This is a genomic window from Hyphococcus sp., from assembly GCF_965267305.1.
In the GTDB taxonomy this organism is placed as follows: Bacteria; Pseudomonadota; Alphaproteobacteria; order Caulobacterales; family Parvularculaceae; genus Hyphococcus.
In genome coordinates this window covers 3,887,061-3,911,526 of record NZ_OZ253945.1, presented here as the reverse complement: position 1 = coordinate 3,911,526, position 24,466 = coordinate 3,887,061, and the positions used below count along the sequence as shown (strand labels likewise).

Annotated in this window: 22 protein-coding genes; 9 read left to right on the top strand and 13 right to left on the bottom strand. The window is 55.9% G+C overall.

Translation table 11 applies throughout. The annotated features are described in order from the left end of the window. Positions 1–13: 13 nt before the first annotated feature. From hsdR to ACQY5P_RS18960, 4 genes are all read right to left on the bottom strand, one after another. Entirely contained in the window at positions 14–2,344 is a 2,331-nt protein-coding gene (gene hsdR / locus ACQY5P_RS18975; protein ID WP_428408446.1) for an EcoAI/FtnUII family type I restriction enzme subunit R, read from the bottom strand. Beyond that, complete coding sequence (locus tag ACQY5P_RS18970; RefSeq protein ID WP_428408445.1) at positions 2,341–4,188, bottom strand: restriction endonuclease subunit S; 1,848 nt, start codon at positions 4,186–4,188, stop codon at positions 2,341–2,343. The genes hsdR and ACQY5P_RS18970 overlap by 4 nt, the downstream gene beginning before the upstream one ends. Beyond that, entirely contained in the window at positions 4,185–5,630 is a 1,446-nt protein-coding gene (locus ACQY5P_RS18965; protein WP_428408444.1) for an N-6 DNA methylase, read from the bottom strand. Before ACQY5P_RS18965 ends, ACQY5P_RS18970 begins: the two co-directional genes overlap by 4 nt. 79 nt (positions 5,631–5,709) lie before the next feature. After that, the gene (locus tag ACQY5P_RS18960) at positions 5,710–6,765 is read right to left on the bottom strand and encodes a Fic family protein (RefSeq protein ID WP_428408443.1); all 1,056 of its coding nucleotides are present in this window, start codon (positions 6,763–6,765) and stop codon (positions 5,710–5,712) included. 721 nt (positions 6,766–7,486) lie between these two features. Here ACQY5P_RS18960 and ACQY5P_RS18955 point away from each other — a divergent pair. Next, positions 7,487–8,809 (top strand): tyrosine-type recombinase/integrase, encoded by a 1,323-nt coding sequence (locus ACQY5P_RS18955; protein WP_428408442.1) that lies wholly within the window; start codon positions 7,487–7,489, stop codon positions 8,807–8,809. A gap of 109 nt (positions 8,810–8,918) precedes the next feature. Continuing rightward, positions 8,919–9,830, top strand: coding sequence for a hypothetical protein (locus ACQY5P_RS18950; protein WP_428408441.1), 912 nt, complete (start codon positions 8,919–8,921; stop codon positions 9,828–9,830). A gap of 130 nt (positions 9,831–9,960) precedes the next feature. Here the strand turns inward: ACQY5P_RS18950 and ACQY5P_RS18945 are convergent, their stop codons facing one another. From ACQY5P_RS18945 to ACQY5P_RS18930, 4 genes are all read right to left on the bottom strand, one after another. Beyond that, positions 9,961–10,518 carry a hypothetical protein gene (locus ACQY5P_RS18945; RefSeq protein WP_428408440.1) on the bottom strand — a complete coding sequence of 186 codons (558 nt, stop codon included), beginning with the start codon at positions 10,516–10,518 and terminating at the stop codon, positions 9,961–9,963. Between the two features lie 5 nt (positions 10,519–10,523). Further along, positions 10,524–10,910 carry a hypothetical protein gene (locus ACQY5P_RS18940; RefSeq protein WP_428408439.1) on the bottom strand — a complete coding sequence of 129 codons (387 nt, stop codon included), beginning with the start codon at positions 10,908–10,910 and terminating at the stop codon, positions 10,524–10,526. 226 nt (positions 10,911–11,136) lie between these two features. Next, positions 11,137–11,730 carry a hypothetical protein gene (locus ACQY5P_RS18935; protein ID WP_428408438.1) on the bottom strand — a complete coding sequence of 198 codons (594 nt, stop codon included), beginning with the start codon at positions 11,728–11,730 and terminating at the stop codon, positions 11,137–11,139. Continuing rightward, positions 11,727–11,999, bottom strand: coding sequence for a hypothetical protein (locus ACQY5P_RS18930; protein WP_428408437.1), 273 nt, complete (start codon positions 11,997–11,999; stop codon positions 11,727–11,729). The genes ACQY5P_RS18935 and ACQY5P_RS18930 overlap by 4 nt, the downstream gene beginning before the upstream one ends. Positions 12,000–12,129: 130 nt before the next feature. Here ACQY5P_RS18930 and ACQY5P_RS18925 point away from each other — a divergent pair, with 130 nt between their 5' ends. After that, a complete protein-coding gene (locus ACQY5P_RS18925) occupies positions 12,130–12,366 on the top strand; it encodes a helix-turn-helix domain-containing protein (RefSeq protein ID WP_428408436.1) in 237 nt (78 codons plus the stop codon). Between the two features lie 17 nt (positions 12,367–12,383). On the opposite strand, the gene ACQY5P_RS18920 is transcribed toward ACQY5P_RS18925, so the two are convergent. Further along, positions 12,384–14,003, bottom strand: coding sequence for a hypothetical protein (locus tag ACQY5P_RS18920; RefSeq protein ID WP_428408435.1), 1,620 nt, complete (start codon positions 14,001–14,003; stop codon positions 12,384–12,386). Positions 14,004–14,431: 428 nt separating this feature from the next. On the opposite strand from ACQY5P_RS18920, the gene ACQY5P_RS18915 reads away from it, so the two are divergent. The 5 genes from ACQY5P_RS18915 to ACQY5P_RS18895 all read left to right on the top strand — a co-directional run bounded on the left by ACQY5P_RS18915 (position 14,432) and on the right by ACQY5P_RS18895 (position 19,726). After that, a complete protein-coding gene (locus tag ACQY5P_RS18915; RefSeq protein WP_428408434.1) occupies positions 14,432–14,704 on the top strand; it encodes a helix-turn-helix transcriptional regulator in 273 nt (90 codons plus the stop codon). Further along, positions 14,701–15,033 carry a hypothetical protein gene (locus tag ACQY5P_RS18910; RefSeq protein WP_428408433.1) on the top strand — a complete coding sequence of 111 codons (333 nt, stop codon included), beginning with the start codon at positions 14,701–14,703 and terminating at the stop codon, positions 15,031–15,033. Before ACQY5P_RS18915 ends, ACQY5P_RS18910 begins: the two co-directional genes overlap by 4 nt. After that, complete coding sequence (locus tag ACQY5P_RS18905) at positions 15,026–16,816, top strand: type IV secretion system DNA-binding domain-containing protein (protein ID WP_428408432.1); 1,791 nt, start codon at positions 15,026–15,028, stop codon at positions 16,814–16,816. The genes ACQY5P_RS18910 and ACQY5P_RS18905 overlap by 8 nt, the downstream gene beginning before the upstream one ends. Next, positions 16,816–17,949, top strand: coding sequence for a MobF family relaxase (gene mobF, locus ACQY5P_RS18900; protein ID WP_428408431.1), 1,134 nt, complete (start codon positions 16,816–16,818; stop codon positions 17,947–17,949). The genes ACQY5P_RS18905 and mobF overlap by 1 nt, the downstream gene beginning before the upstream one ends. Positions 17,950–18,361: 412 nt before the next feature. Beyond that, entirely contained in the window at positions 18,362–19,726 is a 1,365-nt protein-coding gene (locus ACQY5P_RS18895) for a hypothetical protein (RefSeq protein WP_428408430.1), read from the top strand. A 109-nt stretch (positions 19,727–19,835) separates the two neighbouring features. Here ACQY5P_RS18895 and ACQY5P_RS18890 read toward each other — a convergent pair whose 3' ends face one another. The 4 genes from ACQY5P_RS18890 to ACQY5P_RS18875 form a co-directional block, all read right to left on the bottom strand. Continuing rightward, the gene (locus ACQY5P_RS18890; protein ID WP_428408429.1) at positions 19,836–20,180 is read right to left on the bottom strand and encodes a DUF736 domain-containing protein; all 345 of its coding nucleotides are present in this window, start codon (positions 20,178–20,180) and stop codon (positions 19,836–19,838) included. Positions 20,181–20,602: 422 nt separating this feature from the next. Then, a complete protein-coding gene (locus tag ACQY5P_RS18885; RefSeq protein WP_428408428.1) occupies positions 20,603–22,297 on the bottom strand; it encodes a ParB/RepB/Spo0J family partition protein in 1,695 nt (564 codons plus the stop codon). A 24-nt stretch (positions 22,298–22,321) separates the two neighbouring features. Then, on the bottom strand, positions 22,322–22,564 hold the full coding sequence (locus ACQY5P_RS18880) for a hypothetical protein (protein ID WP_428408427.1): 243 nt from the start codon (positions 22,562–22,564) through the stop codon (positions 22,322–22,324). Next, entirely contained in the window at positions 22,561–23,586 is a 1,026-nt protein-coding gene (locus ACQY5P_RS18875) for an ArdC family protein (protein WP_428408426.1), read from the bottom strand. The genes ACQY5P_RS18880 and ACQY5P_RS18875 overlap by 4 nt, the downstream gene beginning before the upstream one ends. A 511-nt stretch (positions 23,587–24,097) precedes the next feature. Between ACQY5P_RS18875 and ACQY5P_RS18870 the strand changes: the two genes are divergently transcribed. After that, on the top strand, positions 24,098–24,466 hold the full coding sequence (locus tag ACQY5P_RS18870; protein WP_428408425.1) for a type II toxin-antitoxin system RelE/ParE family toxin: 369 nt from the start codon (positions 24,098–24,100) through the stop codon (positions 24,464–24,466).

Genomic DNA, 24,466 nt, shown 5'->3' with positions numbered 1-24,466 from the left:
GTTCGATATAATCTCAAGACACATTGGATTTCCCCTCAAATAGATGTTTCTGGAAACCAACGAAGGCCTCACGAATACGGGGTGCGCCGCCAAGTTCTTTAGCGGCGTCGGCGACTGCGCGATACTTCAATTCCAACAGCGCAGGTAACTTTTCGCTATCGAGCTCGTCCACGCCGCGTTCCACGTATTGGGCTAGTACGAAGTCCAGGAAAGCTTGCAGCTTCTCATCATAAGACGAAAGAACGGTTGCCTTGCGGTTTTCGACGCGTTCGAGGCGCGTCATTGTTGGCAATGCGAAAGCGATGTAGGCAAGAACATCAAAGATATCGCTCTTGTCGGCGCTTATCATTTTCCGAATTTCAAGAAGCTCTTCGCGCCCGTATCCACGCTCGCTTAAACCATCGAGAAGCACTTTCCGCGCAGACGGATCGCCCCAAAGCTGCCGAAGCTCTGCTTCGTCTTTAAACAAGGCTGGTAACTCGCCGAATAACCTTTCGATGAATTCCGCCGCCGATAACGGCCTGCCGTCAGGACTATAAAACATGGTCGAGCTGATATGCTGAAGCGTGCGTTCCTTGCCATCGGCAAGCTTGATCTTGATGCGCTGCGGACGCGGCTCAGGTTCTCCGCCCCCACCATCGCCACCTCTGGGCTGGCCCGGAGCGCCAGGTGCCTGCGGCGCGGTGGGTTCGGATGGCTCCAGCGGTTCGCCGTCCCATTCAGGATCGGAAAAATGGGAGTAGGCTTTCACAAAGTCGTAGATCGTGAAGTAGTCTTTCCCGTCATAAAGACGTGTCCCGCGCCCGACGATTTGCTTGAATTCGATGATCGAGTTCACGGGGCGCATCAGCACAATGTTGCGCACGTTCCGCGCATCGACGCCGGTCGAAAGCTTCTGCGATGTCGTCAGGATCGTCGGGATCGTCTTCTCATTGTCCTGAAACGCGCGCAGCCAAGTTTCGCCCGCCGCGCCGTCGTTGGCCGTCACCCGCACGCAGTAATTCGGGTCTTTGGATGATTTTATCTGGTTGATGAGGTCGCGCACAGCGGCGGCGTGGTTCTGCGTCGCGCAAAAGACGAGTGTCTTCTGGTTCTGGTCGATCATATCCATGAAGGTCTTTACGCGATACTTTTCGCGTTCAGCGATTTCGATGATGCGGTTGAAATCGACCTCAGTGTAGAGGCGACCTTCGTCGACTTCGCCGTCCAACACATCATCATCGCGTGTGTAGACATACTCATCAAGCGTCGTAGCGATCTGCTGCACCTTGAACGGCGTCAGGAAGCCGTCATTGATCCCTTCGCGCAGCGAATAGATGTAAACGGGCTCGCCGAAATAGGCGTAGGTATCCACGTTGTCCTTGCGCTTAGGTGTTGCCGTCAGGCCGAGCTGCACTGCGGGCTCGAAGTATTCGAGTATTCCGCGCCAGTTGCTCTCGTCCTTCGCGCCGCCGCGATGGCATTCGTCAATGACAATGAAATCGAAGAAATCAGGCGGGTAGTCGAAGAAGGATGGAGTCGGTACACCATCCGCATTCGTGCCGCTCATGAAGGTCTGAAAGATTGTGAAGAAGAGAGACCCGTTCTTCGGCACACGACCCGTCTTGCGCACTTCTGACGGCACGATGCGCACACGGGCGTCATCTGCAAAGGGTGAGAAGGCGTTGTAGGCCTGATCAGCCAGTATGTTCCTGTCCGCAAGAAACAGGATGCGCGGACGGCGTTTGGGCTCGCCTGATAGATTCCAGCGGCTGTGGTAGAGCTTCCAGGCAAGTTGGAAGGCGATGAAGGTTTTACCCGTTCCAGTGGCCAGCGTCAGCAGGATGCGCCTGTCACCTTTGGCGATGGCTTCCAGTACGCGCGCGATAGCAATATCCTGATAGTAGCGCGATGCCCAAGAGCCCCCCTTGTCTTCGGTCGGCACGGCGGCGAAGCGTTCGCGCCATTCATTTTCTTGCGCAAATGTCGCCGCCCATAATTCGTCAGGGGTGGGAAAGCCGGAAACCTCGCCTTCCGCTCCCGTTTCCATACAGGCGCGATATACCCCGCGCCCGTTCGTGGAGTAGCAAAAGCGAATTTGGAGCTTGGTCGCATAGGCCTTGGCTTGGCCCAGCCCTTCTGTCACATGCGCATCGCGTTTCTTGGCTTCGATGACGCCAAGCCGTTGGCCCTTGTACACTAGAATATAGTCGGCGATTTCCGCCTTGCCCCGACGCCCTGCGCCTTCAAGGCGTCCGGCGGTGATGTGAAACTCGCGCGCTACGCGGCTGCCTTCGACAACGCCCCAGCCAGCGGCGGCAAGAGCGGGATCAATCACCTCTGCGCGGGTCTCAGCTTCGTTCAAAACAGGGACTCCTGCCTTGCGCGAACAGCTTTGGCGGAGCCGTCTGGGATGATGTTATTTTGCCGAATGAAGCGGATCGCTTTTTCAAACTTCGTTATGGGGATTTCCAGCTTGCTGGCGGCCCAATTCTCTCTTGCTTCGGCAATGATCGCATGGCGCGTCGGTTCGACGCCGTCGATAATGAGGTTGTTCCAGGCTGCATGAACCGTCGCAAGAACCTCCGCCTCCTGAGAGTCCATCGGCACAAGCAGGTCAATAACCTTCGCGATTTCATCTTTTTGAGCAGATAGCCGAGCATATGCGCTGGCGAGCGTTTTCTCGAAATTGCGCCCCGGTTTAAAATCATAGCCGCCACCTCCGCGCGCCTCGAAAGAAAAATAATCTTGCTGCGCCGCCCAGCTTTCAGCGCGACGCATATGAGCGCTGTCGTTTGGGCCGGCTGCGTCTTTGATCGGATCACGTCCTAGATCGACACCAGCAACGGCTTCCACGAGGTGCAGCACCTTCTGCCCCTTTACGCGACCAAACGTTCGGTCACGTTGAGCAGCGCGGTGCTTCGCGTATGCAAATGCCAAGACATCGGCTGTGAACTGCGGCGATGTGGTGGCAGCCACAGCATTTACATTCGCCTCACGTTCATTGGCAGAGGTGAGCTCACCGGAGAAAGCTTTTTGAAGAAGCGTTTGCCGAAGTTGCGAGAGTGCGCGGAGTTTCGAACGATATACTTTGGATAGTTGGCTACGCGCGTTCATTGTACTGTCAATTTTCGCTGCCGCTGCTTTCTGCGACTTCAAATCCGGAAGCCTTACACGGTAGGCAAAAAGGTGTTTGCGGTTGACCTTGGGCATCCCGGCCCGGCCAGAACCTTCCACGGCGTAGTCAGTGAATCTCTTAGAAAGCAGTAAAAAATATAGGTAGTCTCGATCTAGAACCCTCTTGCGCGGCTTTAGAGGATAAATGTCGGCGCTGCACAGCCCCGTGAAATCAGGCCGCGAAACCTTCATCAAGTAGGGTCGAATTTTGCTGTACAGAACTGTTTCCCGGTCGAATAAAAACTTTCCTGAGATGAGTCCTTCTTCCTTCGCGGTCCTCAAATCGATCAATTCGTCCGACTTGGTGATTATGTTCCCGCCACCAATGTGGAGAAGGTTCGCGAACTCAGCCGCCTTCGGGTCTATAAGACTGGACTCAATCGAGCAGACATCTGACAACTCATACTCAGCCCCGCCCTGATCGTCGAATATGGACTGAAGTTGACTGTCAAAAAGTTCCTCAGAGTTCGCCAAATTCCGCTCAGCGTTGGCTGTGGCATTGGCGATACCCTCGAACGCCTCATCAAGAATTGCAACGATCCGCTTTTGTTCTTCGAGAGGTGGAAGAGGTATTTTCGACGACTTTATGTTCCTAAGTATGATACGTTTGATTGCTGCCCCGGTCATCTGACCAGTGATGGACGCAAAGCCTTCCGCACTCTGAATGTAATACATCAACCATTTTGGTAGTAACTTTTCCGATAATGTCTTGATCAAGCATACGCTTGAGAGAAGGCTGATCGGTTGGTCCAGTGTGTTAAGGCATACATTGCCCGTGTTTGCCCCATCTTTTGTAAGTAATACATCTCCGATGGCGGGATTACACCTCGGGTAAATCGACTGATGAAATGTCGCATCCACATATTCAACACGGCTTAAATCCATTCTACCATTCCGAATATTCTTTGACGTGATATAGGGGAATAGATTTGGACCGGGCTTGGCAAAGGTGGTTTTAGGAGAATGGTGTGCGCCGTCTTGAATCTTCTCGCAGACGGTATCCAGTCGAACTCTCTGCCATTTGCCACTCATAGCAGACCCCTTATACTCTGGAGAATGTCCGCGCTTTCGGCATCAAGGGCTATCATCTCGTCTATGATATCTTCGGGCTCGCGGTAGACGACTTCGTCATTCTTGTTCGGGTTTTTGACCGACATATCAAAGCTGGCCTGATCAAGATCGGCGGCATTCACGCTCCAGCTTTTTGCACTGTCTGTGCGCTTAGCGGCTAAGCGCACAAATTCCTCGAAGTCTGCATCGGTGAGCGCCGTCGTCTTGCCCAAAGAACGGCCAGGGTCGAGCTGGTAGTACCAGATATCGCGGGTGGGCGCGCCCTTCTCGAAGAACAGTACGACCGTTTTCACCCCCGCCCCCTGAAACGTGCCCTGCGGGCAATCGAGCACGGTGTGCAGGTTGCAGGTGGAGAGAAGTTCCTTCCGCAGGGCCGCGGCATCGCCGTTCGAAAGGAACGTGTTCTTGATAACCACGGCAGCACGTCCACCGGGTTTGAGCATTTTCATGAAATGCTGGAGAAATAGATACGCAGTTTCGCTCGTGCGGATCGGAAAGTTTTGCTGAATTTCCCGCCGCTCGGAACCGCCGAAGGGCGGATTGGCGAGGATCACATCCTTTTGGTCTCTGGGCTGGATATCTGTGAGCGAGCGCCCCAGTGAATTGTCATGCACGATGTCTGGCGCTTCGATACCGTGCAGGATCATGTTCATGATGCCAATGACATAGGCTAGGCTCTTTTTCTCGACGCCCGAGAATGTACGCTTTTGTAACGTCTCAAGGTCTCTGGTGCTCTTGGCGTTCGGGCGCATGTATTCGAAGGCTTCACACAGGAAGCCCGCTGAACCCACTGCTCCGTCATATATGGTTTCGCCAATCTTCGGATCGATCACCTTGATCATTGCGCGGATGAGCGGGCGCGGCGTGTAGTACTCTCCGCCATTCCGCCCCGCATTGCCCATGCGTTTGATCTTGACCTCATAGAGGTCGGACATCTCATGCTTGGCGTCCTGCGAGCCGAACTCCAGCTCATCCGTAAATTCCAGCACGTCATGTAAATTGTAGCCCGAATTGAACTTGGGTTTGATCTCGCTGAATATCTGCCCGATCTTGTACTCAATCGTATGCGGGTCGGAGGCGCGCTGCTTAAAGCCTCTTAGGTACGGGAACAGCTCATCGTTAACATAAGCAATGAGGTCATCGCCTGTCAGCGCGTGGTCACGATCCAGCTCGCCTTTGGCGGTCTTCGGAGCCGCCCATTTCGACCAACGATGCGCGTCATCGATGATATAGTTGTAGGGCTTGCCTTCCAGCTCGGCCCGCGTCGCGCGCTCGGCCTCCAAGTCATCGAGATATTTGAGAAACAATACCCAGGACGACTGCTCTGTATAATCCAGTTCGGTCGTGCAGCCTGCTTCCTTGCGCAGCGCATCGTCGATATTTTTAAAGGCCTGCTCAAACATGATGAATCCGCTTTTTCGTCTTGTTTCTGTTTAGCATTTTATTTTGTGGTGTTCACGTTTGTTTTGCCTCACATCGCATTTACTTTATGGAATACCATGTCGCTCTCGCTTTTCCGTGGCGGCGGATGCGGCCCTGATTGACCAGTTCTCTGAGCCGCACTTTCAATGTGTTGCGGTTCGCTTCTGTGCCGTCCGCTAGCTGAGCAATTGTCTGCCGACCGTTCTTGCGGATGAGGTCGATGATCTCGACCGAAAGCGCAGGAAGCTCGGAATCATCTGCTTCCTGCGCCTGACCGGCCTCAAGGCGGCGGGTCAGATTGTCCTTTTGCTTTTTCAGGCAACGCAGGAAGAAACCGACCCACGGCTCCCAGTCGGGGGATTTGCCTTTCAGGGTTGTCTGCGTGCGGCGCAGCGCCTTGTAGTACAAATCCTTGTTTTCCTCGATCACACTTTCGAGGGAAGCGTACGGCACATAGTCGTAGCCAGCGCGGAGCAATAGTAAGGTCGTCAGCACGCGCGAGAGGCGTCCATTCCCGTCCTGAAACGGATGGATCGCCAGAAAGACAACGACAAAAACAGCGACGATCAAAAGTGGATGGAAGGCTTCTTCGCTGATCGCCTTGGTCGTCCAGGCGACCAATTCTTCCATCTCGCGCGGTGTATCGAATGGCGTTGTCGTTTCAAACACGACGCCGATTTCATTGCCGTCCGCATCGAAGGCGACGACATGGTTGGGCAGCGTCTTGTAAGAGCCGCGATGGCGCTCGTCCTTGTTGCTACGCCGCAACAAAGTTTGGTGAAGCTGTTTGATGTGGTTCTCGGTCAGCCGCAAATCTGCGAAGGCCTCGAATACGAGGTCCATTGCCTCGGCATAACCGGCGACCTCCTGCTCATCGCGGGAGAGGAAGGACGTCTTCTCCAGATTGGAGAGCAAGGTTTCTACTTGGGCGTCGCTAAGCTTCGCCCCTTCGATGCGGGTGGACGAGCCGACGCTTTCGACGGTGGCGATTTTTCGTAGGGCTTTGAGGCGGTCGGGTGAAAGGTTTTCGAGGGCTTGCCAGCGCCCTTTGAACTCATCAATTTCAGCGATGAGCTTTACAAAGTCAGGCGTCAGGGCAAGTTTTGGGTCTTTCATGGGCCTCAAAATATCCGATTCTACACCCGATTATACCCAATTATACCCGATAATCTACCCTTGTTCTAATGCGAATTCGCCCGATGCGTCCCTAGCGCGCCCAGCCCTCCAATGTACAGAGCTACGGTTCGAAGGGCGGCTAGAGGTGACGGCTTTTAACACGTCGTCTCGGAGATGTTAAAAAAAGCGCGGTTCTTTAACGCGTCGGCTTCGTCTGCCTCGCTTGTGTTAGCGCGTGCCCATAAACGCCAAAGTTCTTTTGGCTGGCCGGTTGGAGAGTACCCGGTGCGAAAGCACGTCTACTGCATGCGCTTCAACAAGAAGAGAGAGACCTACAACATATGACGATTGCGTCCGCAGACTTTGTGCATCGCCGCTTAAGTTTGCTGGCGGTTGATTTGATCTGCTTACCCTGTGCTTACCCAGCGAGTTGCGCACAAGGAGCCACTTGGCGGCTCCGCTCTTAAAGTATTAAATTTGCTTGGATAATCTGGCGCGAGTGACGGGACTTGAACCCGCGACCTCCGGCGTGACAGTTTCGTGGACCTTTATTTGCTCTGGATTGTCTATCTTTGATGTAGTTTGATTTTGGATTGAATTTCAATTATTTATTGCGCCATTGAATCTCTAAGAGTACTTTGTGGGCTGTCTGACGAAGCCAGAATTTGCGTCCCCATAGTACCCTCTAAGTACCCCGTCGCAGATAGAATGAGGTCCCGAGATGCCACGCCGAAGCGCGGAAAAGCTGACAAAGCGATTCGTCGAAACGCTTGCACCAGTAGCCGGAAAAGACTTTTCGATCTGGGATAGAGACATCCCGGGCTTTAGCGTGCGGGTGAAACCGACCGGCGCGAAAACATATGAGATTAAATACTATGCTCCGGACGGCCGGCAGCGGAAGAAATCGCTCGGCAAGGTCAGCCATTTGACGCTGGACGAGGCTCGCAAGCTTGCGCGCATAGAACTCGGCAAGGTCGCCGGCGGCGGCGATCCTGTCGCGGACGCGAAGCGCGAAAAAGGCCGGATGACCATCGCAGAGCTGTGCGACCGTTATTATTGCGACGCAGAAGCTGGCCGCGTCTTGTACCGGAGCCGCCCCAAAAAGCCGTCAACGCTGGCGGTCGACAAGGGCCGTATCGAGCGACACATTAAGCCCCTGCTCGGCAAAATAATGCTTGGGGATCTCACTCGCGCCGATGTCGAACGATTTATGTTCGATGTGCGTGACGGGAAAACCTCCCGCGACGTTCGCACGAAGCCGCGCGGACGCTCCATCGTGCGTGGCGGCATTCATGTCGGCGCCAAGTCCGTTATGCTGCTTTCGACGATGCATCGCTATGCAATCCGGAAGGGCTGGGTCGACGCCAATCCCTGTCACGATATCGACAAGCCGGCCGACGGCAAGCGAACTCGTTACCTTAACGCGAAAGAATACGCCGCCCTCGGCGAGGCACTGAAACTGGCGGAACGTAAGGGATTCGGCGCAACGACGAGAGATGCGACCATCGCACTTCTGCTCACTGGCTGTCGCCGCTCCGAAATCCTGAAGCTAAAATGGGGCGAGATCGACGCGAGGGGCCGCTGCTTCCGGTTTCTCGATACGAAGACGGGGCCGCAGATGCGTCCCTGCGGACAGGCGGCGATGAACCATATCCTTGGCCGGGGCATCGGTAAGGATGACGAATGGGTCTTCCCCTCCCCGGTCAATGAGGGCCCCCTCACGGAAGTGCGCAAGTTTGTCCATTGGCTCAATAAGGAAGCCGGGCTCGAAGGCGTGTCCCCACACGTTTACAGACACAGCTATGCAACCGTTGCATTCGAACTCGGCTACAGCGAGCTCATCATCGCGGGCTTGCTTGGACACCGCGTCTCGAGCGTCACAGGCCGTTATGCTCATCAAGTGGATCAAGTGCTCGCGGACGCAGCAGACCGTGTCAGCGACACGATCCTTCGCCGCATGGGAATTCACACCAAGACGCGCCATGCGGACGAGATGAAGCACGTCGGGGAATTCAATGCAGTCCATGCCGACGCCGGTGCCTGACCCGCTTGGTTTATCCGTGTGCGTTTTGCAGTTCGTTGCGGAGCGTTGCGGCAGTTTGTGGAGCATTGGAACAATTGCGAAGCTTTCTACTCCACACAAAGACGAATAGATGCTTAAATCGAACCGGACTAAAGTAAGTGATCTGGAGTTCGCGATGCCTAAAGAGAATTCCTCTGCAAGCAAACAAGTCAGAACGGCGCTAACTTACATTTCGCCGTTCGATGAACGGTTCCTGAAGCTCGGCCGGGCTGCAAGGCTTGCCGCTGAAAACCATCCCGGCCTCGACAGCGCGGACATCATGGACATGCTGGCGCGCGCCGTCTTCTCTGGCGCATTCGATCCCTCGCCCATCGATCTATTCGACAAGGCTGCCCCAGAGGCGCGCGACACTGCTGAAAACTGGCTCCATGTGCCAATAGAGATGCCGCCCGCCGAAATGACGCCCGCCCAACGGAAGCTCTCGCCGAAACCCCAGCAATATTTCGGCGCAAACCGGATGACCATAGCCAGCGTCATGGAATCACTCGACGCACTGCCCGGCGAAGCCTTGCAATGGCATAACCTTCTGCACGACATAGCCAGACCCGAAGGTCAAGAAGAGGCGTTCGCGGCGCTCACCAAGATGCCTTTCGATCACTACCCGAAGGCCGGACGGCGTTTTCTCGAAGATATCTATGTGCCGCGTGATAAACTGCACCGCTGGTTTACGCTGCGCCAGATCCCGGTGCCGCCGTTTCTGGATCAGGACGAATCACAGTGCTTAAAACTCCCGTCAAACCCCGCCAAAGTAAAACACATTGGCACCATGCAGAGTACGCGGGGCCGACCGCAGAAAGCCGCGTGGCGCAGCATCACCAAGGCGCTTCTGGAACTTAGAACAGAGAAACCGAAGCTTCCGAAAAAACTGCTCGCCTATGAGGTATGGAAACGCGCCGCAGAGGAGTTCGAAGAAGGCGACCTCCCAAGCGTCGCGACGATACAGCGTAAGATGGGCGAAATTTTGCGGTCCAAAGGTCATTAATTTAGGAAATGCCAAAGACCTTCTCGCTTTTCGCGGCCGGACGTCCGTGAATTACTAGAATAGCAACAATGATAACTGTTTACGGATGACTTAAACAGGAAAACGACTGGGAGTTGAAATCCACTACCCACTAAAGCCCAATTCGGTTTTCGGCGACAACAAAGAAAAAGAAAACTAGAGTCCCCAGCAAGGCTTTTCCTAGTTCCACCATGGCAAGCTTAATTGAGCTCGCGCCAATTCGGTCTCGTACATTTTTTCCCAGAGGGAAGAGAGAAAGTATAATCAGTATAGGAAACAAAAGGCTCAAAAGAAAATTTTCCCACCATGCCCAAAAGGACTTACCTTGCCAATGCCATGGATTATTTCCCCAGTGGCGGTAGAGCACTCGCAACATCGCGGCTGCTATCAGGCAATAAAATGTGAAAGCGTCTTTTGCCGCGTTGGAAAAATGGAACCATGGCGTCGGCGGCAACCAATCAAGCCAGTTTCCGGCCCAATTAATCAGCGCTAATAATATCCAGCCGAGCCCGCTGAACAGAGCGTCCCGCATAGTGCGGTAAGCTTCTACGAAACCTCCCATGATGCCTAGCATATAAGGGTAAAGAGGTTCGTGGAATGCACTGAAAATAAGCGATGCCAACGCCACGATACTTGCAAGGAGGCCGAGGAAGCCGATGGTGCGAGACACTATTGCTATGCCTCCGCAGCAAATAACCGTAACGCTTCACTTTCCAGATGCGAATAAGTCGCTTTAACGGCAGACTCGTATAGAAAATCTGGCAAAACAAACCAAGTTGCAAAGGCTTCTTGCTTTGGCGTTCCCGTATGAGCAAAGCCGCCCTCATCCACTTCATCGTAGATCTCGCCGTTCCACCTAATGGCGCAGACGGTCCTTTCGCCATCCACTATCCCAATCGCGATTGAATATCCGCCTTCTTTGCCGTCATAGAGTATCTTCTTGGGGTCAAATACCGCCCACCCTTGCACCGTCTCTCGCGCATGCTCTTTGCCTACCCGACGAACGGCTTCCGGCTGAACAAATGACAGTTGATCGTCAACTTTGCTTTTCTTGAAAAACATTGGCCCCTCCGACGTTTGACTTATTCAACGCCATCGCGGGACGAACGGCAATACGACGGCTGGATTTCTCGCCCACGAGGTCTAAAACCTTTTGATGAACTAGGAGATAGCCCTCCGGCGGACGTTGTTTCGCTATTTCAAGGCGGCCGCAAACGGATTCGATCAAGTTTATCCCGTCCGCAACCTCCGGTAGCAAATTGTATAAACTATGATCAAACGACCTTGTTCAATCTTCTTCGTCTTCTTCGTCTTCTTCGTCTTCGCCGTAAAACGGTTCGCCATCGTCAAAATCATCGTCATCATCGTCGGCGGAGTAGTTAAACGCTTCATCGTCCCACACGATTGCCAGTGCTTTTTCGTCCGAGTCCTTTGTCAGCGATTCTCTTCCGGCTAGGAAAAGCAGATCGCGATAGGCCGAAAAGGGAATCATGTCGCACGCATTGTTGAAGCTTGGCTGGTCGAATTGAACCAACCGCCACAAAATCAACTTCTGGACGACCTCGTCGACAGATGCTGCGCGCGTGCGCGATGCAAGCCGGATCATCTCTTTCTCGGTCTGATACCAGGCGTTTGCTTTCTGATCGATAAGGCGCAGCTCCGAGCAGTCCCTTGCATCACCTTTCTGGGCGAACGCGATTTTTTCGACCCGGTTGCGGACAGCGAACAGGCGGTCGAGCTGATTGAGCATTTCGCGGTATTCGTCGATCAGGATGCCGAAGGGCGAGTCGCTTGGCGAAGCGTCAAGCGCTCCTCCAATTTCGATTTCAGCGGGGGCGACCAGTGAGGCGACGCCCTGCAGAATTGTGCGGCGAGTCGTCATGATGCGGCCTCCTTGGTTTTCCGTGGCGTCCGCGGGTGGATGATGTCTTTGAGACTTCTGATCTCGTCGATCTGACGAAAAAGGATCATCCGCAAGCCGTTCACTTTAGGGCTATCAAGCTCGCTTCCGGCGACAGCGTCGGAGACGACGAAAAGTTCCGCCATGACGGTGTAAAGCCGGTCGGAGATATCAACGGTATTTAACGCATTGCCCTTGCGCGCGCGCCCTCGGCGGTTTCGCGACAACGTGGATTTTTGGCGATTGGTCATAAGGCTTCCTCGCTTTTTTGCGCGAATCGTCCCCCCTCGTGCGGAGGTGCCCTCCGCACGAGTAATCTGTGTTAGACAATATGACTGAGTTCCGACTTAAAGTCAATCAAAAAGGCTAACGTCCGTCAAAATGACTATTTCCGCAGATCAATGCAGAGCAGCCCGCGGACTCGTGGATATGGATCAAGCAACTTTGGCGGAGGCCGCTTCGGTTTCGAGAAGTGTTATCGTCGATTTTGAAAACGGCCGCCGCACACCGAACCGAAATAATCTCGCTGCGATCCGGGCCGCGCTAGAAGATGCCGGCGTTGCATTCATCGACGCTAATGGTGGCGGGCCGGGCGTACGGCTGGCCAAGTCGAATTAGGGCAATTAGCAATGCTGCTAGTTGGTCAATCCGTATCTTTTAACAATTCCTGCAATCTCTCGCTTATAGAATTCAAGCGCATCGCTAGCCCTACGTTCGAGAAAACCGTTCGCTTCGCTTTTCGCTCGCTGTTGCATCCGCGTCGCAGCACTTTGACCATCAAGTAAACGCTCGACAAGCGTTAGTGGAATATTCTCTGGCGTGATCCTAATTTTGGCACAATATACGCCTGTCGCCACATACGGCCTTCGCACGCTGTCTCTGTAAACAGAGTTTTGAGCTGCCCACAGCGCATGTGGCAATACTTTTCCCCACTGCTTGCCAAAAACGTTACTTAAAACATCATGGGCTTCGGAAGTTGTGATTGGAAACATGGTGCCGATGTACGCTCTACAACCAGCAAAAACAAAATCACTTGCGAGCCTGTGCCACGATCCGCAGGCATTGTTGATAACAATTGGCGTACCATTATTCGCAAGGGAGGTTTGAATCGCAAGATAATTATTGTCGTACATTCTTAGCGCAGCCGAGCCTAATACCCGGTCGATTTGCTCCTTTTTTGTTGGCTTAAAGGAGTCGTCTGATCGGTATCGATCTGTAAAATCTCTTATGGCATTTCCAATATGGACCTTCTTTTCTTTTTCGGGATCCGTCCAATCGACGCCATCTAGTTCATGAAAGCGCATGTATTGGACAACATCCAAAATATCCTTTTGATGAGTCTTACCGACACCTAGCGCGATATCTACAACCAACCTGCGGTCGTACCCCTCACTGTCGCGAAATTCGTATGTCCATCGATAACCCGTCGCGTCGCCACAATGTGTGGCGAAAACGAGAAGATCGTAAGGAAATAATTCAACTGCATCTGATACCGCCCTTACACTAGCTCCCTTGCCAGAGTATCCGCGTACAAACGCTTTCCGCTTCGCGAGACTTTGAGAGATTGTTTGGATTTCTGGCGCTTCTGTTTGTTCGGGATCAATTAGAAGCGCAACATTCGTTCCTCTCGTTCTCGCTTGTTCTGCTGCGAACCCATTTGCGACGGCTAACCCCAAGTCTGGGTAACTAAATAAGTGAGTTGAAGGCACCTCGGGAAATGCCAAACCAAACGGTAATTCCTTGGAGATGATAGTCAGGGAAGTGTTTACGGAAGTATCGATATCTCCGCATAACGATCGCATCTCATCTTGGATATCATGAAGGTAATCAGACCGAGGCTTTGTGTCCCCAACAGACTCATAGAGTGAATAAAACCTTTCGAGCAACCGTCCACTAAAGCTCTCGTCGACTTGCGGAATAATTTTTATCCCAGCACCCAGAGCATATGCATAAGTCGCTGCAATGATCTCAGAAATATCCTCACCTGCCTCACAAACGACGAGATGCCCTGACTTTGATTCCAAATGATCTTCTGTATCAAGATCTTCGTGAATTTCTATGAGAGCATTCGAGCGAAACGCTTTTAGTAGCCCAACGCCGATATTCTTGCGCCCCCAAGGCAATCTTCGCATCGACAAATTCGAGCTTCGCGCCAAGTGAGTGAGCACATCTTCCTCGGAATTGACGCGCACAACTTTCTTGGCTGGAAAATGCCGATCAAACGACTGCGCTGAACTATCCGAAAGTCCTGCCATTATTATTCGCGAAGCTCGAATTCGAGCCGCAACGTTGTTCCGGCGAATAACCTCTGATTCGCCGTCCGGGCGAGTTAGTCGTGGGCCGTCAACTACTGATAGGTACTTTTTGGGTTCACATAGAATGCAGGCCGCTTGGGCGGCGATTTCGACTGAGTCTGAGATGATGAGGTGCTCTGATAGCAACGGACATTTCATATTCGATAGCTATTTAAGTTGCGCAATGTTCGCAACGGCATTTCGGATTCAAGAGCGAATTCATTCGGCTACGCCCTATACTGGATACAGGTGCCGCGAAGTCTGAGCAAACTCGACCTTTTTGCTCTCCTTTGCATTAGAACTTCTGAATTTGACGAAATTTCCTCACTATTTCGCCGATTTCGCCTGTGCTGGGCTCGTCCTCGTTTCAGTAACGAGGAGACGAGATCATGGCCGAAAGACCACAACTTTATCCGCCCGCCCCTCCGCCGCTCGACGAGATCGCGCGCGCTAATCCCGGCTGGTTCGATGAGGCGGTAAACGCGAAAGAGGCGGCGAAAGTGACGGGCGTGCCTCCTGCAACGCTTGCGACCTGGCGCTCGCGCGGCGGCGGCCCGAAATTCCTGAAGCTTGGCCGCGTCGTACGGTACCGCCGGAGAGCGCTCTATGAATGGATGGCGGCGAGAGAGCGCCGTCATACGGGTGATGCGGGGACACAGTGACCGGCGCGAATACCCGTCCGTTGACGATCCGCTTGCCCGCCCGCGCCGTGGAACGCCTTCATGAACACGCAAACATCGTCAAAGGCCGTCCAACCGCCATTGCACGCGAACTGATCCTTGCGGGCCTCATCAACGGGCACCCCCGCGAACAGGCCGAACGCACGCTGTCTATCGAACGGCGCCTCGCGGCCATCAGCCAAGAAATGCAGTCAATTTCACAAAAATCAGACGAGCAATCGGCCTCCCTAGAGAGGCTTCTCGCCATGTTCGAAGCCCTCCTACAGGTGCTCACCGGCGAGCATTCAAAGGATAATTTCCATCATGAGTAATGCAAAGAAGCTCCTGTTTCTCGCCGCGCTTTTCAGTTTCGCGGCGGCGCTCGCCGTCTTCGAGACGGGCTTCAAGCGATGGACGCCTGTCGGCCGGGCGCCGGAAGGCGGCCTCGCCAGATATGATCCGAACTTTGTTTCACAGTGCGCGAGATATCGGACGCGCACATACTTCTTCGACAATTATGCGGCACATTTCTGGGGCGTTTGCCGCGCAAGTCTCGCCGACACTGGCTCGCTATCAGCATTCAACGCCCGTTATTGGGCGCTGATTTCGCTGTCCGGCGCTGGCGTCCTCGCTCTGTTTACTTTCGCGCTTGCCGCGCGCATGGAGCGCCCGAAAGCGAAAGTCGTCCGCGGGCGGCGCTATCTGACTGGCGGCGAGGCCCGTGCAGGCCTGCGCAGCGCCTGCGCCGCGGAGCGCCGGCGGTTTGGAAAAGGCCTCGAATTTCCGCCGGGCATTCATACCAGCGCCGAGCGCGAGACTCGCCACTGGCTGATCTGGGGCAGCGTCGGCGCAGGCAAAACCCAGACCATGCTGCATCTAATGCACGCCGCCATCTGCCGCGGCGACAAGGTGCTGGTGCTCGACACAAAAGGCGACATGACGGCGACCATGCCGACGGAACCTGCGCTGATGGCGCCCCAGGACGAACGTTCGTTCGTCTGGGACGTCGCCGCCGACTGTCGCACCAAACAGGATGCGAGGGAACTGGCGGCGCGGTTTATCCCGGCCAGCAACGATCCGATCTGGTCGGACGCCGCGCGCGAAATCTTCGTCGCCTGCATCGCGCAATTGCAGGCCGAAAGGTCCGAACAATGGAGCTGGGCCGATCTCAGGGACGTCGTGCTTCAGGATGCGGCGGCGTTATTCAAGACCGCGCAAACCTATCATCCCGAAGCCATGCGGGTCCTGAAAGACCCCGCCAGCAAGACCGCGCAAAGCGTGCTGACGACGTTTCAGGCGCATCTGAATGTCGTGAGCGCGCTCGCTGAAAGCTGGGGCGGACAGGAGAACCCGGCGCGGTTTTCGGTGAACGAATGGCTGCAAATGGATCATACGAAGCCGGTGATCCTGCAGCGCGACGCCAAATATCCGGAGCTTTCGAACGCATGGATCAGCGGTCTTCTGGGCCTTCTTTCCTCGGCCGTCGGCAGCCCATCCTTGCCGGAATCCCGCACACGGCGGGTCTGGCTTTTCCTCGACGAATTCCCGCAATTGCCGCGCATGAGCGACTTCTCGACCTTCCTCGATATGGGACGCTCGAAGGGCGTGATCGTGGTTCTCGGGGCGCAGGACATCGCCCAGATCCGCGCCGTATACGGCCGCGAGCGCGCCGATTCCTGGATCGGCATGATCGGAACGCAGGTCATTACGCGGCTCAATTTCGGTCGCGGCGCGGAGGAAGCGAGCCTGATGATCGGCGATCAGGACGTCGAATATAAAGTGCGCAGCACCGGAACCAGCGGCGCCCATGCGACCGTAACGGAGTACGTCACTCGCGAAACCCGCCGCGTGGTGACCGCCGCAGACCTTTCGAACCGCCTCGGACCGCGCCGGAAAAGCATCCGCGTGGCGATGCTCGGCCCCGGCAAAGACGCCTACGAACTCGATCTTCCTTACGTTCGCCAACAGCAATTGCGGCCCGCATCGCAGCCGGCGCAGTGGACTTATCGGGCGACCGAACGCGCCAGATATGGCAAGCCGGGCGTAAAAGCCGAACCCGAAAGCGCGATCTCGAAAGCCGACGCAGCCTTCATCCGGGGCGACAGGGACGACTGATGGTCGCCTCGATCTCGGTCCGCAAAAGCGTCGCCGCAGCTGCGGCCTACTATCAGCATATGGGCAAGGACGACTATTACGCGCGCGAGGGCGAAGCCCCCGGACGCTGGGAAGGCCGCGCTGCGGAACGGCTTTCTCTTGAGGGTTCGGTCTCGAAATCCGACTTCGAAGCGGCCCTCGAAGGCCTTGATCCGAGAACCGGCGAGCGGCTGATTCTGGCGAACGGGATCGCCCATACGGCGGGCTGGGACATGACGTTCTCAGCTCCGAAATCGGCTTCGGTCTTGTGGGCTCTTTCAAACGAAAACCAGCGCCAGACTATCGAAGCGGCGCACCAAAAGGCGGTTAATACCGCCCTCAAACATCTCGAAAACAATCATGCCTGGGCCCGCCGTGGACGGCGCGGAAGTATAAAGGAAAGAACCGCCGGGCTGCTGGTCGCGGCCTTCGATCATCATACGAGCCGCGACCTCGATCCCCAGCTCCACACCCATGCCTTCATCTTCAATCTGGCGCCCCGTCATGACGGGAGCTGGGGCGCGATTGTCGGTCGCGAACTCTATCTTGCGCAGAAGGAAGCCGGCAGCATGTACCGCGCTGAATTCGCGAACGGGCTCGAGAGATCGGGCGTCGGCATCACAAGAGAGGCTGAGAGTTTTCGCGTGACGGCGATCCCGAGGGATGTCGAACGCGCCTTCTCGAAGCGCCGCGAGGCTATCGAAAATGCGGCCGAAACCTACGGCTATTCGACCGCGAAAGGCATGGAGATGGCGGCGCTTCGCACCCGAAAACCCAAGCAGGAAATGAACCGCGAGGCTCTACTTTCCAAATGGCGGGAGGAAGCGAAAACCCTAGAATTCGATCTGGAAAATCAGCACAAGCTGACGCCAAAACCGGAGATTATTCAGGCGCGCGGGCATGAGAATTCGCTGGAAATTCGGTCGGATTTGCGCGCGAAAACAACGCAAATGCAGCCCGAAAAACATGCTGAAATGAGGCCCAAAAAGGTCATCCAGCCGCCTAATATCGCCCGCCTTTTGCAACGTCTCGCAACGACTTTGGACAGTCCCTCGCGCATGTCCGGTATCCGTTTCAGCCTGCGCCAAAAGGAGAGAAATCTCGAACGGGAGTAGCATCATGATGCGTGTACAGCGTTACCGGCTGACATCGCATTGTTGATAGGCGCATTTTTTTCTGCCGCGCTGGATAACGTACACAGCGAATTCGCTAGTTTGTACACGAGGCTGTGCAATTCTAACGGCCTGATATGGTTGGGCTTGCTCCCTTCCCGGCCGCAGGCCGGTATGCGCCTTTAGGCGCCGGGGTGTGAAAGTTGATTGACGAGATTTTTCGGCTATTGAGCCTCTCTACATGCGTAGCCGACTCGAGTCGCGCGTGATAGGAAACTCACTGAAGATTGCGACGACTTCCGTAGCATTCGCCGGGCCAATTCCATCATAGCCAACCTATTGATACGGCGACGTTGAGCATCAAATATAGAGACCACATCTGAACTGATGTGAGTTTCAATCTGCGGGAGGTTCTGTGCCGATCTTTTCAAAGCGCTCTACTGAAGACGGATTGCTCCGCGTTGGGCGCGTCCTCACCGAAGAAAATTACAAGAACATCATCGGGAAACTCATCAAAGGCGGAAATGCTGCGATTGCGACAGAGTGGGAAATAGCGCTTCTGGATGCCTTCGACAGGTTTGGGGAATTGCGTTACGAGCAAGCGCTCGACGACGGCGCTTGCCCGGATATATTGTTTACGGACTCGTGGGCGGACGCGCCTGACTTCATCGCCGACATAAAAACTGTTTTTCAGGATGGCCTTGAAGCGGCTCGAACTGAAGACCTCTTTTTCCAAGAAGTGATACGCATCGCCGAAGCAGTTGGGATCGATCTCAAAGGTCTGTCGTTCCGCGTGGAGGAATGGGTCGAAGGCGAGGATGTCCGGCCAGCGATTCCGTCTCGCGGAGAAATGCCGCTTTTCTTCAACGAAAAAGTCCGGCCGTGGTTGCGCCATTACAAGGCTGAAGGAGGACGAAGCTGGAGCCGTCAGTTTTGGGACAGGCGGCAAGGCGTCAACTTTCATATCGCGTATGACGCCAGCCAAGAATCATTCCCCTATCATTTCCCGCGGCCTAAAACGAAGAAACGTTATCAGGACCATGTCGTCTGGCGCGCATTGAGCGCGGCGCGAAACCAGGTGAAAAATTCGCGAACTCTCATCAAAGGCGTAATGCTTACGGATGGCGGCTGCAGCTACTTGCGCGCCGAGCCGCATGGATGGAAGAACTGGAACAGTGAATTATTCACGCGCTTTCTTAAACGATATGAAGACATTCAATTTCTGGCTGTCTTTTCGACACGTCGCCGGGACAGGCCATTGATCTTCAACCGCAGCGATTTCCCCAAAAACTGGGACGAAGTCACCGCCAAGGTTTTCGCATTAGACGAAACGTTTCAAGAGCGGATGCAGGCCTTCTTTGACAAGGTATGCTCGGAAATGCCGAGTGTGGTTTTACAGCCCTCCGCCGCAGAGCGGAACTCGCGGCCGAGCTGGTTCTGGTCAGCACGAATGGACCATATTGGAGACGTTTTACGGGGCTGGTCGAGAGACGGCTGGGAAGAACAACGAATATCGGCGAAGGCTCTGCGAGGCTTTCTGCTTGGGGAGCTGCCGAGAGAAGCCCTCTTCGACCGCAACAGCGGCGATCCATTCGCCGCTCTGTCACGCGAGGGAAAGAGGCTCGAACATGTTCATCTCGTGAAATGTCCTGATCAAGACGATGACATTGTGAAGTTTGTGTGGGCTGATCAAAGAACCGATCTCGGCGCAGGCAGCATTTGCCAAAAGAATGCTCAACGCCTCATTCAAAAAGTTATTCCCAATGACACGGCTGAGTAGCGCCTTAAGTCGTGTGGGGCGCCGGCTCTCCGCAGCGCTTTCCTCCATTAGCATGCGAGACCCCGCGCGATCACTCGCGCGGGGTCATCGTCGTCGCCGATCGCCGCAATCAGCTTTGCGGATTCCAGAGAATGGCGAGGACGCGCTCGTCTTCCTGTCCGGCGGCGCGGGCGAGGTTCGCGAAAACGCGTTTCTCGCCGAAGGCCGGATGCGCGAAAGTGAGCGAGACATAAGGCTTGCCGGAATTTTTCCCGACGCGGTTCCAGCCGCCGCCGATCTCGTTGCCCCTACGTCCGCTTGAATTGGCGGCGTAGATGCGGAAATCGGGCTGGCGCTCATTGTCCTTCGCCTCGTTGGGAACGATGGTGATCTTGGTGTTCAAGGTCATCATCGCCAGCGTGCCTTCAAAGCCGCCATTCTCGCGTTTTGTTACGGTTCCAAGTGATTGAGCCATCTTTTCGTCTCCTTATCGCTTGGCCGGAGAACCATTCCCCGGCCTGATGCGAAACGAGAAGAACGGCGCGCCGGGCCGCCGGAATCCGTGAGGACCGGAGCGAAGCGGAGGACCGGCGGGGGCGGATTTTTTGTTTCGCGATGAATGGCCCCAAAATCTATCTGGGGCCAGAGGAAAAAATCCGGCAACGCCGGTTTCGGGCGGGCCGGTCGTCGTTCAGTTTCGCTCAGATAAAGGCCGGGAATGGTTGTCTTTGGCGGAGCGAATTCGCGGGAGACGAATGGCGTTCGAAACGCAGGACCGGCAACGCGCGATTTAAAGGCGCCGCTGATTGAAGGCGTGGCTTTGATGATCTGAATATCGCACCAATCGGTTCTAAAATGACGAGGCGAAGCGCAAAATGCGCTCCGCCCCATGATCGCCTAGCCCGCAAAAAGCGGCGCGATTTTTTCGGCGCGTTTGACCGCGCCGGGTTTTCCGGTGTCGCTATAGGAAAGCGCCGGAAACTGCAGCCAGCGCGGGCGCCAGTTCGGCGTTTTTTCGCGCCCGTTCCGGCCGTCGAGGCAGTCGCGAATGATCGCTTTCTGGGCTTTCGCCGTCGCATCGCGGTTCGCCTTCGCAACGCCGTCGCCCGCGATGTCGGAGAGCATGGCGTTGGTCATGTTTTTATCGCGCAGAAGCTCGAAAAACGCGTCGTCAGGCGTCATCCAGTCGGCGATATCGATAGGCACAACGCGCGCGAGACAGTCCACGGCCTCGTGACCGGCGGCGATGATTTCCGCCGTGACGAAAGTCAGAATACGGGCGATGTCGGCGTCGGAAAGCGTCATCATTTTGGCGAAAATCGACGCCAAGCGCCAGCCGTCTTCATTGCCGCCGGTGATGTGCGACGGCTCGTCAAGATCGAGCAATCTACCGATTTCGGCGCGCTCTTTTTCGAACGCCTCCTGCCCATTCGACGCCGCAACGCTCGCCGCCGTTTCCTCTTTCCGCGTCGCTTGGCCGTCAGGGCGACAGCGGATATTCGGCGCGCCCGCGATCAGATGCGCCGCCAGCAAACGCAGCGCAATTTGAGAGTGTTTTAAGAGCACGGCGCGCGCGGCGGCGTGGCGGTGAAGGTCCACATAATTCTCCAAGGGCGCTGAGCATTCGGGCCGTTCGGCGCGCACTTTTTCTTTCGCCGCGTGGGTTTTCCGCCGGGGCGCATAGCCCTTGATGAACGCAACTTCGCCGGAATGGCGCACTTCGACGAACACTTCCCCGCCTTGCTTTTTGGCGAGTTGATCGTACTCCCATGAATGGAAAAACTCTCCGCGCGGCAGGACCGTCACCTTGCTCCAGCCGCACGAAAGTAGCTTCTCGCGCTCGGCTTCAATCGCCGCTTCCTGACGCGCCCAGAACTTTTCGGCGTCGGCGAAAACCGAACGCTCGCCGAACAAATCCTCAAAAATATCGCCGTCATAATCTTCCAGCGAGAAGAGCGCGGCGCCGGTTTCGATCTCGCCGCCGCCCAAAAGCCAGCGCTTTAACTGCCCGCCCCGTGGCGCGCGCATGTCCGCCGATTTGAACATCCCAAACCATTCGTGCTGCTTGGCAACGCTCGCGAGGGTGAGCGCGGTGATGCTGGCGCCGTCGATCTCGTCCTCTGCATAGGCTTTGCGGACGCCGGGAATAAGACTCGCCAATGCCAGGCGGCGCTTCACGGTGAGTTCCGTCACCCCGAATATGCGGGCGATCTCCTCAACGCTCTTGCCTTTGTCGTTGAGCTTTTTGAACGCCTCGAATTCCTGCATTTCGTCCGGCTCAAGGCGCGCGGTGTTTTCAAGGATCGAGGCCTCCACGGCGGCGGCGTCATCGCCTTCCTCAAGCACCCTGCAAGGCAAATCGCGCGCTTCGCCGGTCTCGATTGCGATTGCTTTTGAGGCCAGAAACCGCCGCCGTCCGGCGACGATTTCGAAATGGTCTGGCTCGCCATTGGGCCGCACGAGCAGCGGCACCAATACGCCGCGTTCGCGGATCGACGGCAATATATCGTCCAGATAAGGCTTTTTGCGCGACGCCCTCATATTGAGCGCTGAGACCGCCAATCGGTCGAGCGGGATTGTTTGCAGTTCCATCCTTCATTCTCCTGTTGCTGATGGTTAGGGATTGCGCGCCGTCTTGAGATCAAGACGGCGCAATTCATCGACAAGGTCGATCTGGCGCCGGGATTCCAAGTCAAAGAGTCCCATGTCGCAGCGCTTTTGTGCGGCGCGCGGCGCCATGGGCGCCGCCGCCAAAACGCTAAGCCGGTCGCGCAAAGTGATCGGCGCGACGCCACGCATCAGCGTTTGCGACCTCGCGTCCGTTTCTTCGGTTTCCGGCTTCTCGTCACGCGCACTCATGCGGCGCGCTCTGTCATTGCCACCGATCCCGCAGGCGCATTCGTTTCAAAAGCCAGAATAAAATCCGCTGCCTTGGAGGCGAGCGAGGCCGCGTTGAAAATCGCGCGGTTGTCCTCTTTCAGAACCTCAAGCCATGCGCCCAGATAATCCGCATGGCGCACGGTCGGCGTGATCGAAAGCGAGGCGCAGACGAACGCGCTCGCCATTTCGGCGACCAGTTCTTCGCGGGCGTAAGCGTGGCTTCCGTAACGGCCCTTGAATTCGCGACCCAAACGCGAGGCGTGGCCGGTCCAGTGGCCAAGCTCGTGAAAGCATGTGCGATAATAATTGATCTGTTCAAAGAAGGCCGGTTGCGGCGGAACGCGGATGAAATCCTGTGACGGCACATAAAACGCCCTGTCGCCGCCGATCCGGAAATCGGCGCAGGTCGCCTTGATGAGGTTTTCCGCGCGCGGGATCGCCTCGCATTCCGGCAGGGGCTTGGCGCCCGCCGTCAGTTCCGGCGGCAGGCCTTCACATTGCGCAGCGTTAAAGACCGTATAGCGTTTGAGGAATGGCACGAATGACGCCTCGTCGCCGTCTTTCGCCGCGCGCTCCTGCTCGTCCTTCGGGATAAACTTGTCGGCGTAAACGACCATGGAGCCGCGCTCGCCTTTCAAGACAGAACCGCCCAAGGCTTTCGCCTGTTTGAATGTCAGCCACGTCTGGCCGGAAAAGCCGTTTTCGATGGCGGCGCCCCAGAGCAACAAAATATTAATCCCGGAATAGGCGCGGCCTGTCTGTGCATTCTTCGGCAGGCCTGCGGCAATCGTCGCGGCTTCACCGCGCGCCGCCCAAGGCTGCGCCCATGGAAAGCGTCCGGCTTCCAGTTCCTTCACGATCTTCGCAGTTACCTCCGTATAAAGATCGGCGCGGGGCTCTTTCTTGCCGGAACGCCCGCGCGGCTTCGCGCCCGTGTTCGACGCGTTCTTTCGCTGGGCGGCGCGGCTGGGCGCATCGGTTGCGGTTTCAAGTGCTGTCATGGCTGCTCGCTCCTTGCCTCTCCGCCGCAAATTCCCCGGGACGGCGGGGGCGGCGGAAACGGGGCGAGCATGAGCGCCGGGCATCGGAGGCCGGGGCGCAACCGGTTTGGTAGGATGAGAAAAACAACGAAGACGGATAAATAGCCAAAGCGGTTGCGGCGCGGCCGCCCGGCGCTATTCGCCCCGTCTTCCGTTCCGCCGCCCCCGCTGTCCCGTGGGGAATGACCAACAAGCCGCGGGGCGAAGCCCCGCGTCCTTATCCCGCGCGGATGCGCGGGCCTGCGGCAAGGATCGTCACCGGAACGGCGAAGACGACGAATTCATCTCTTGAATTTGTCGGCTTCGGGCCGCCAATCACCCGTGATTGGCGCGCCTAGAGCCTGGCGCCGCGAAGCGGCGGCCGCCCTACAAATAGGAAGCGGAAAGCCCGAATCCGGCTATTTTGGCTGAATTCAACTAGCAATATGAACAAAATATGGTCTTGACTCCATATGACTAGAAAGCCATATTAATGCCGAATTGGACAGTCAGGTTGCATGACGCGTTTGAGCCCGAATTCGAGGCGCTGGCTGAGGCCGTGCAGGACGAATTGCTGGCCCAGGCGCAGGTGATCGAAACATTTGGCCCGGCGGCGGGCCGTCCCCGCGTTGATACGCTGAACGGCTCGAAGCACGCGAATATGAAGGAACTGCGATTTGACGCCGATGACGGCGTGTGGCGGGCGGCATTCGCCTTCGATCCGAAGCGCGAGGCCGTCATTCTCGTGGCGGCGGACAAGTCCGGCGGAAGCGAAAAGAAGTTTTACAAGAGGCTGATCAAGACCGCGGACGAAAGATTTGATCAGCATCTCAAAGCGTTAAAAGAGAACAAGGAGGGTTGA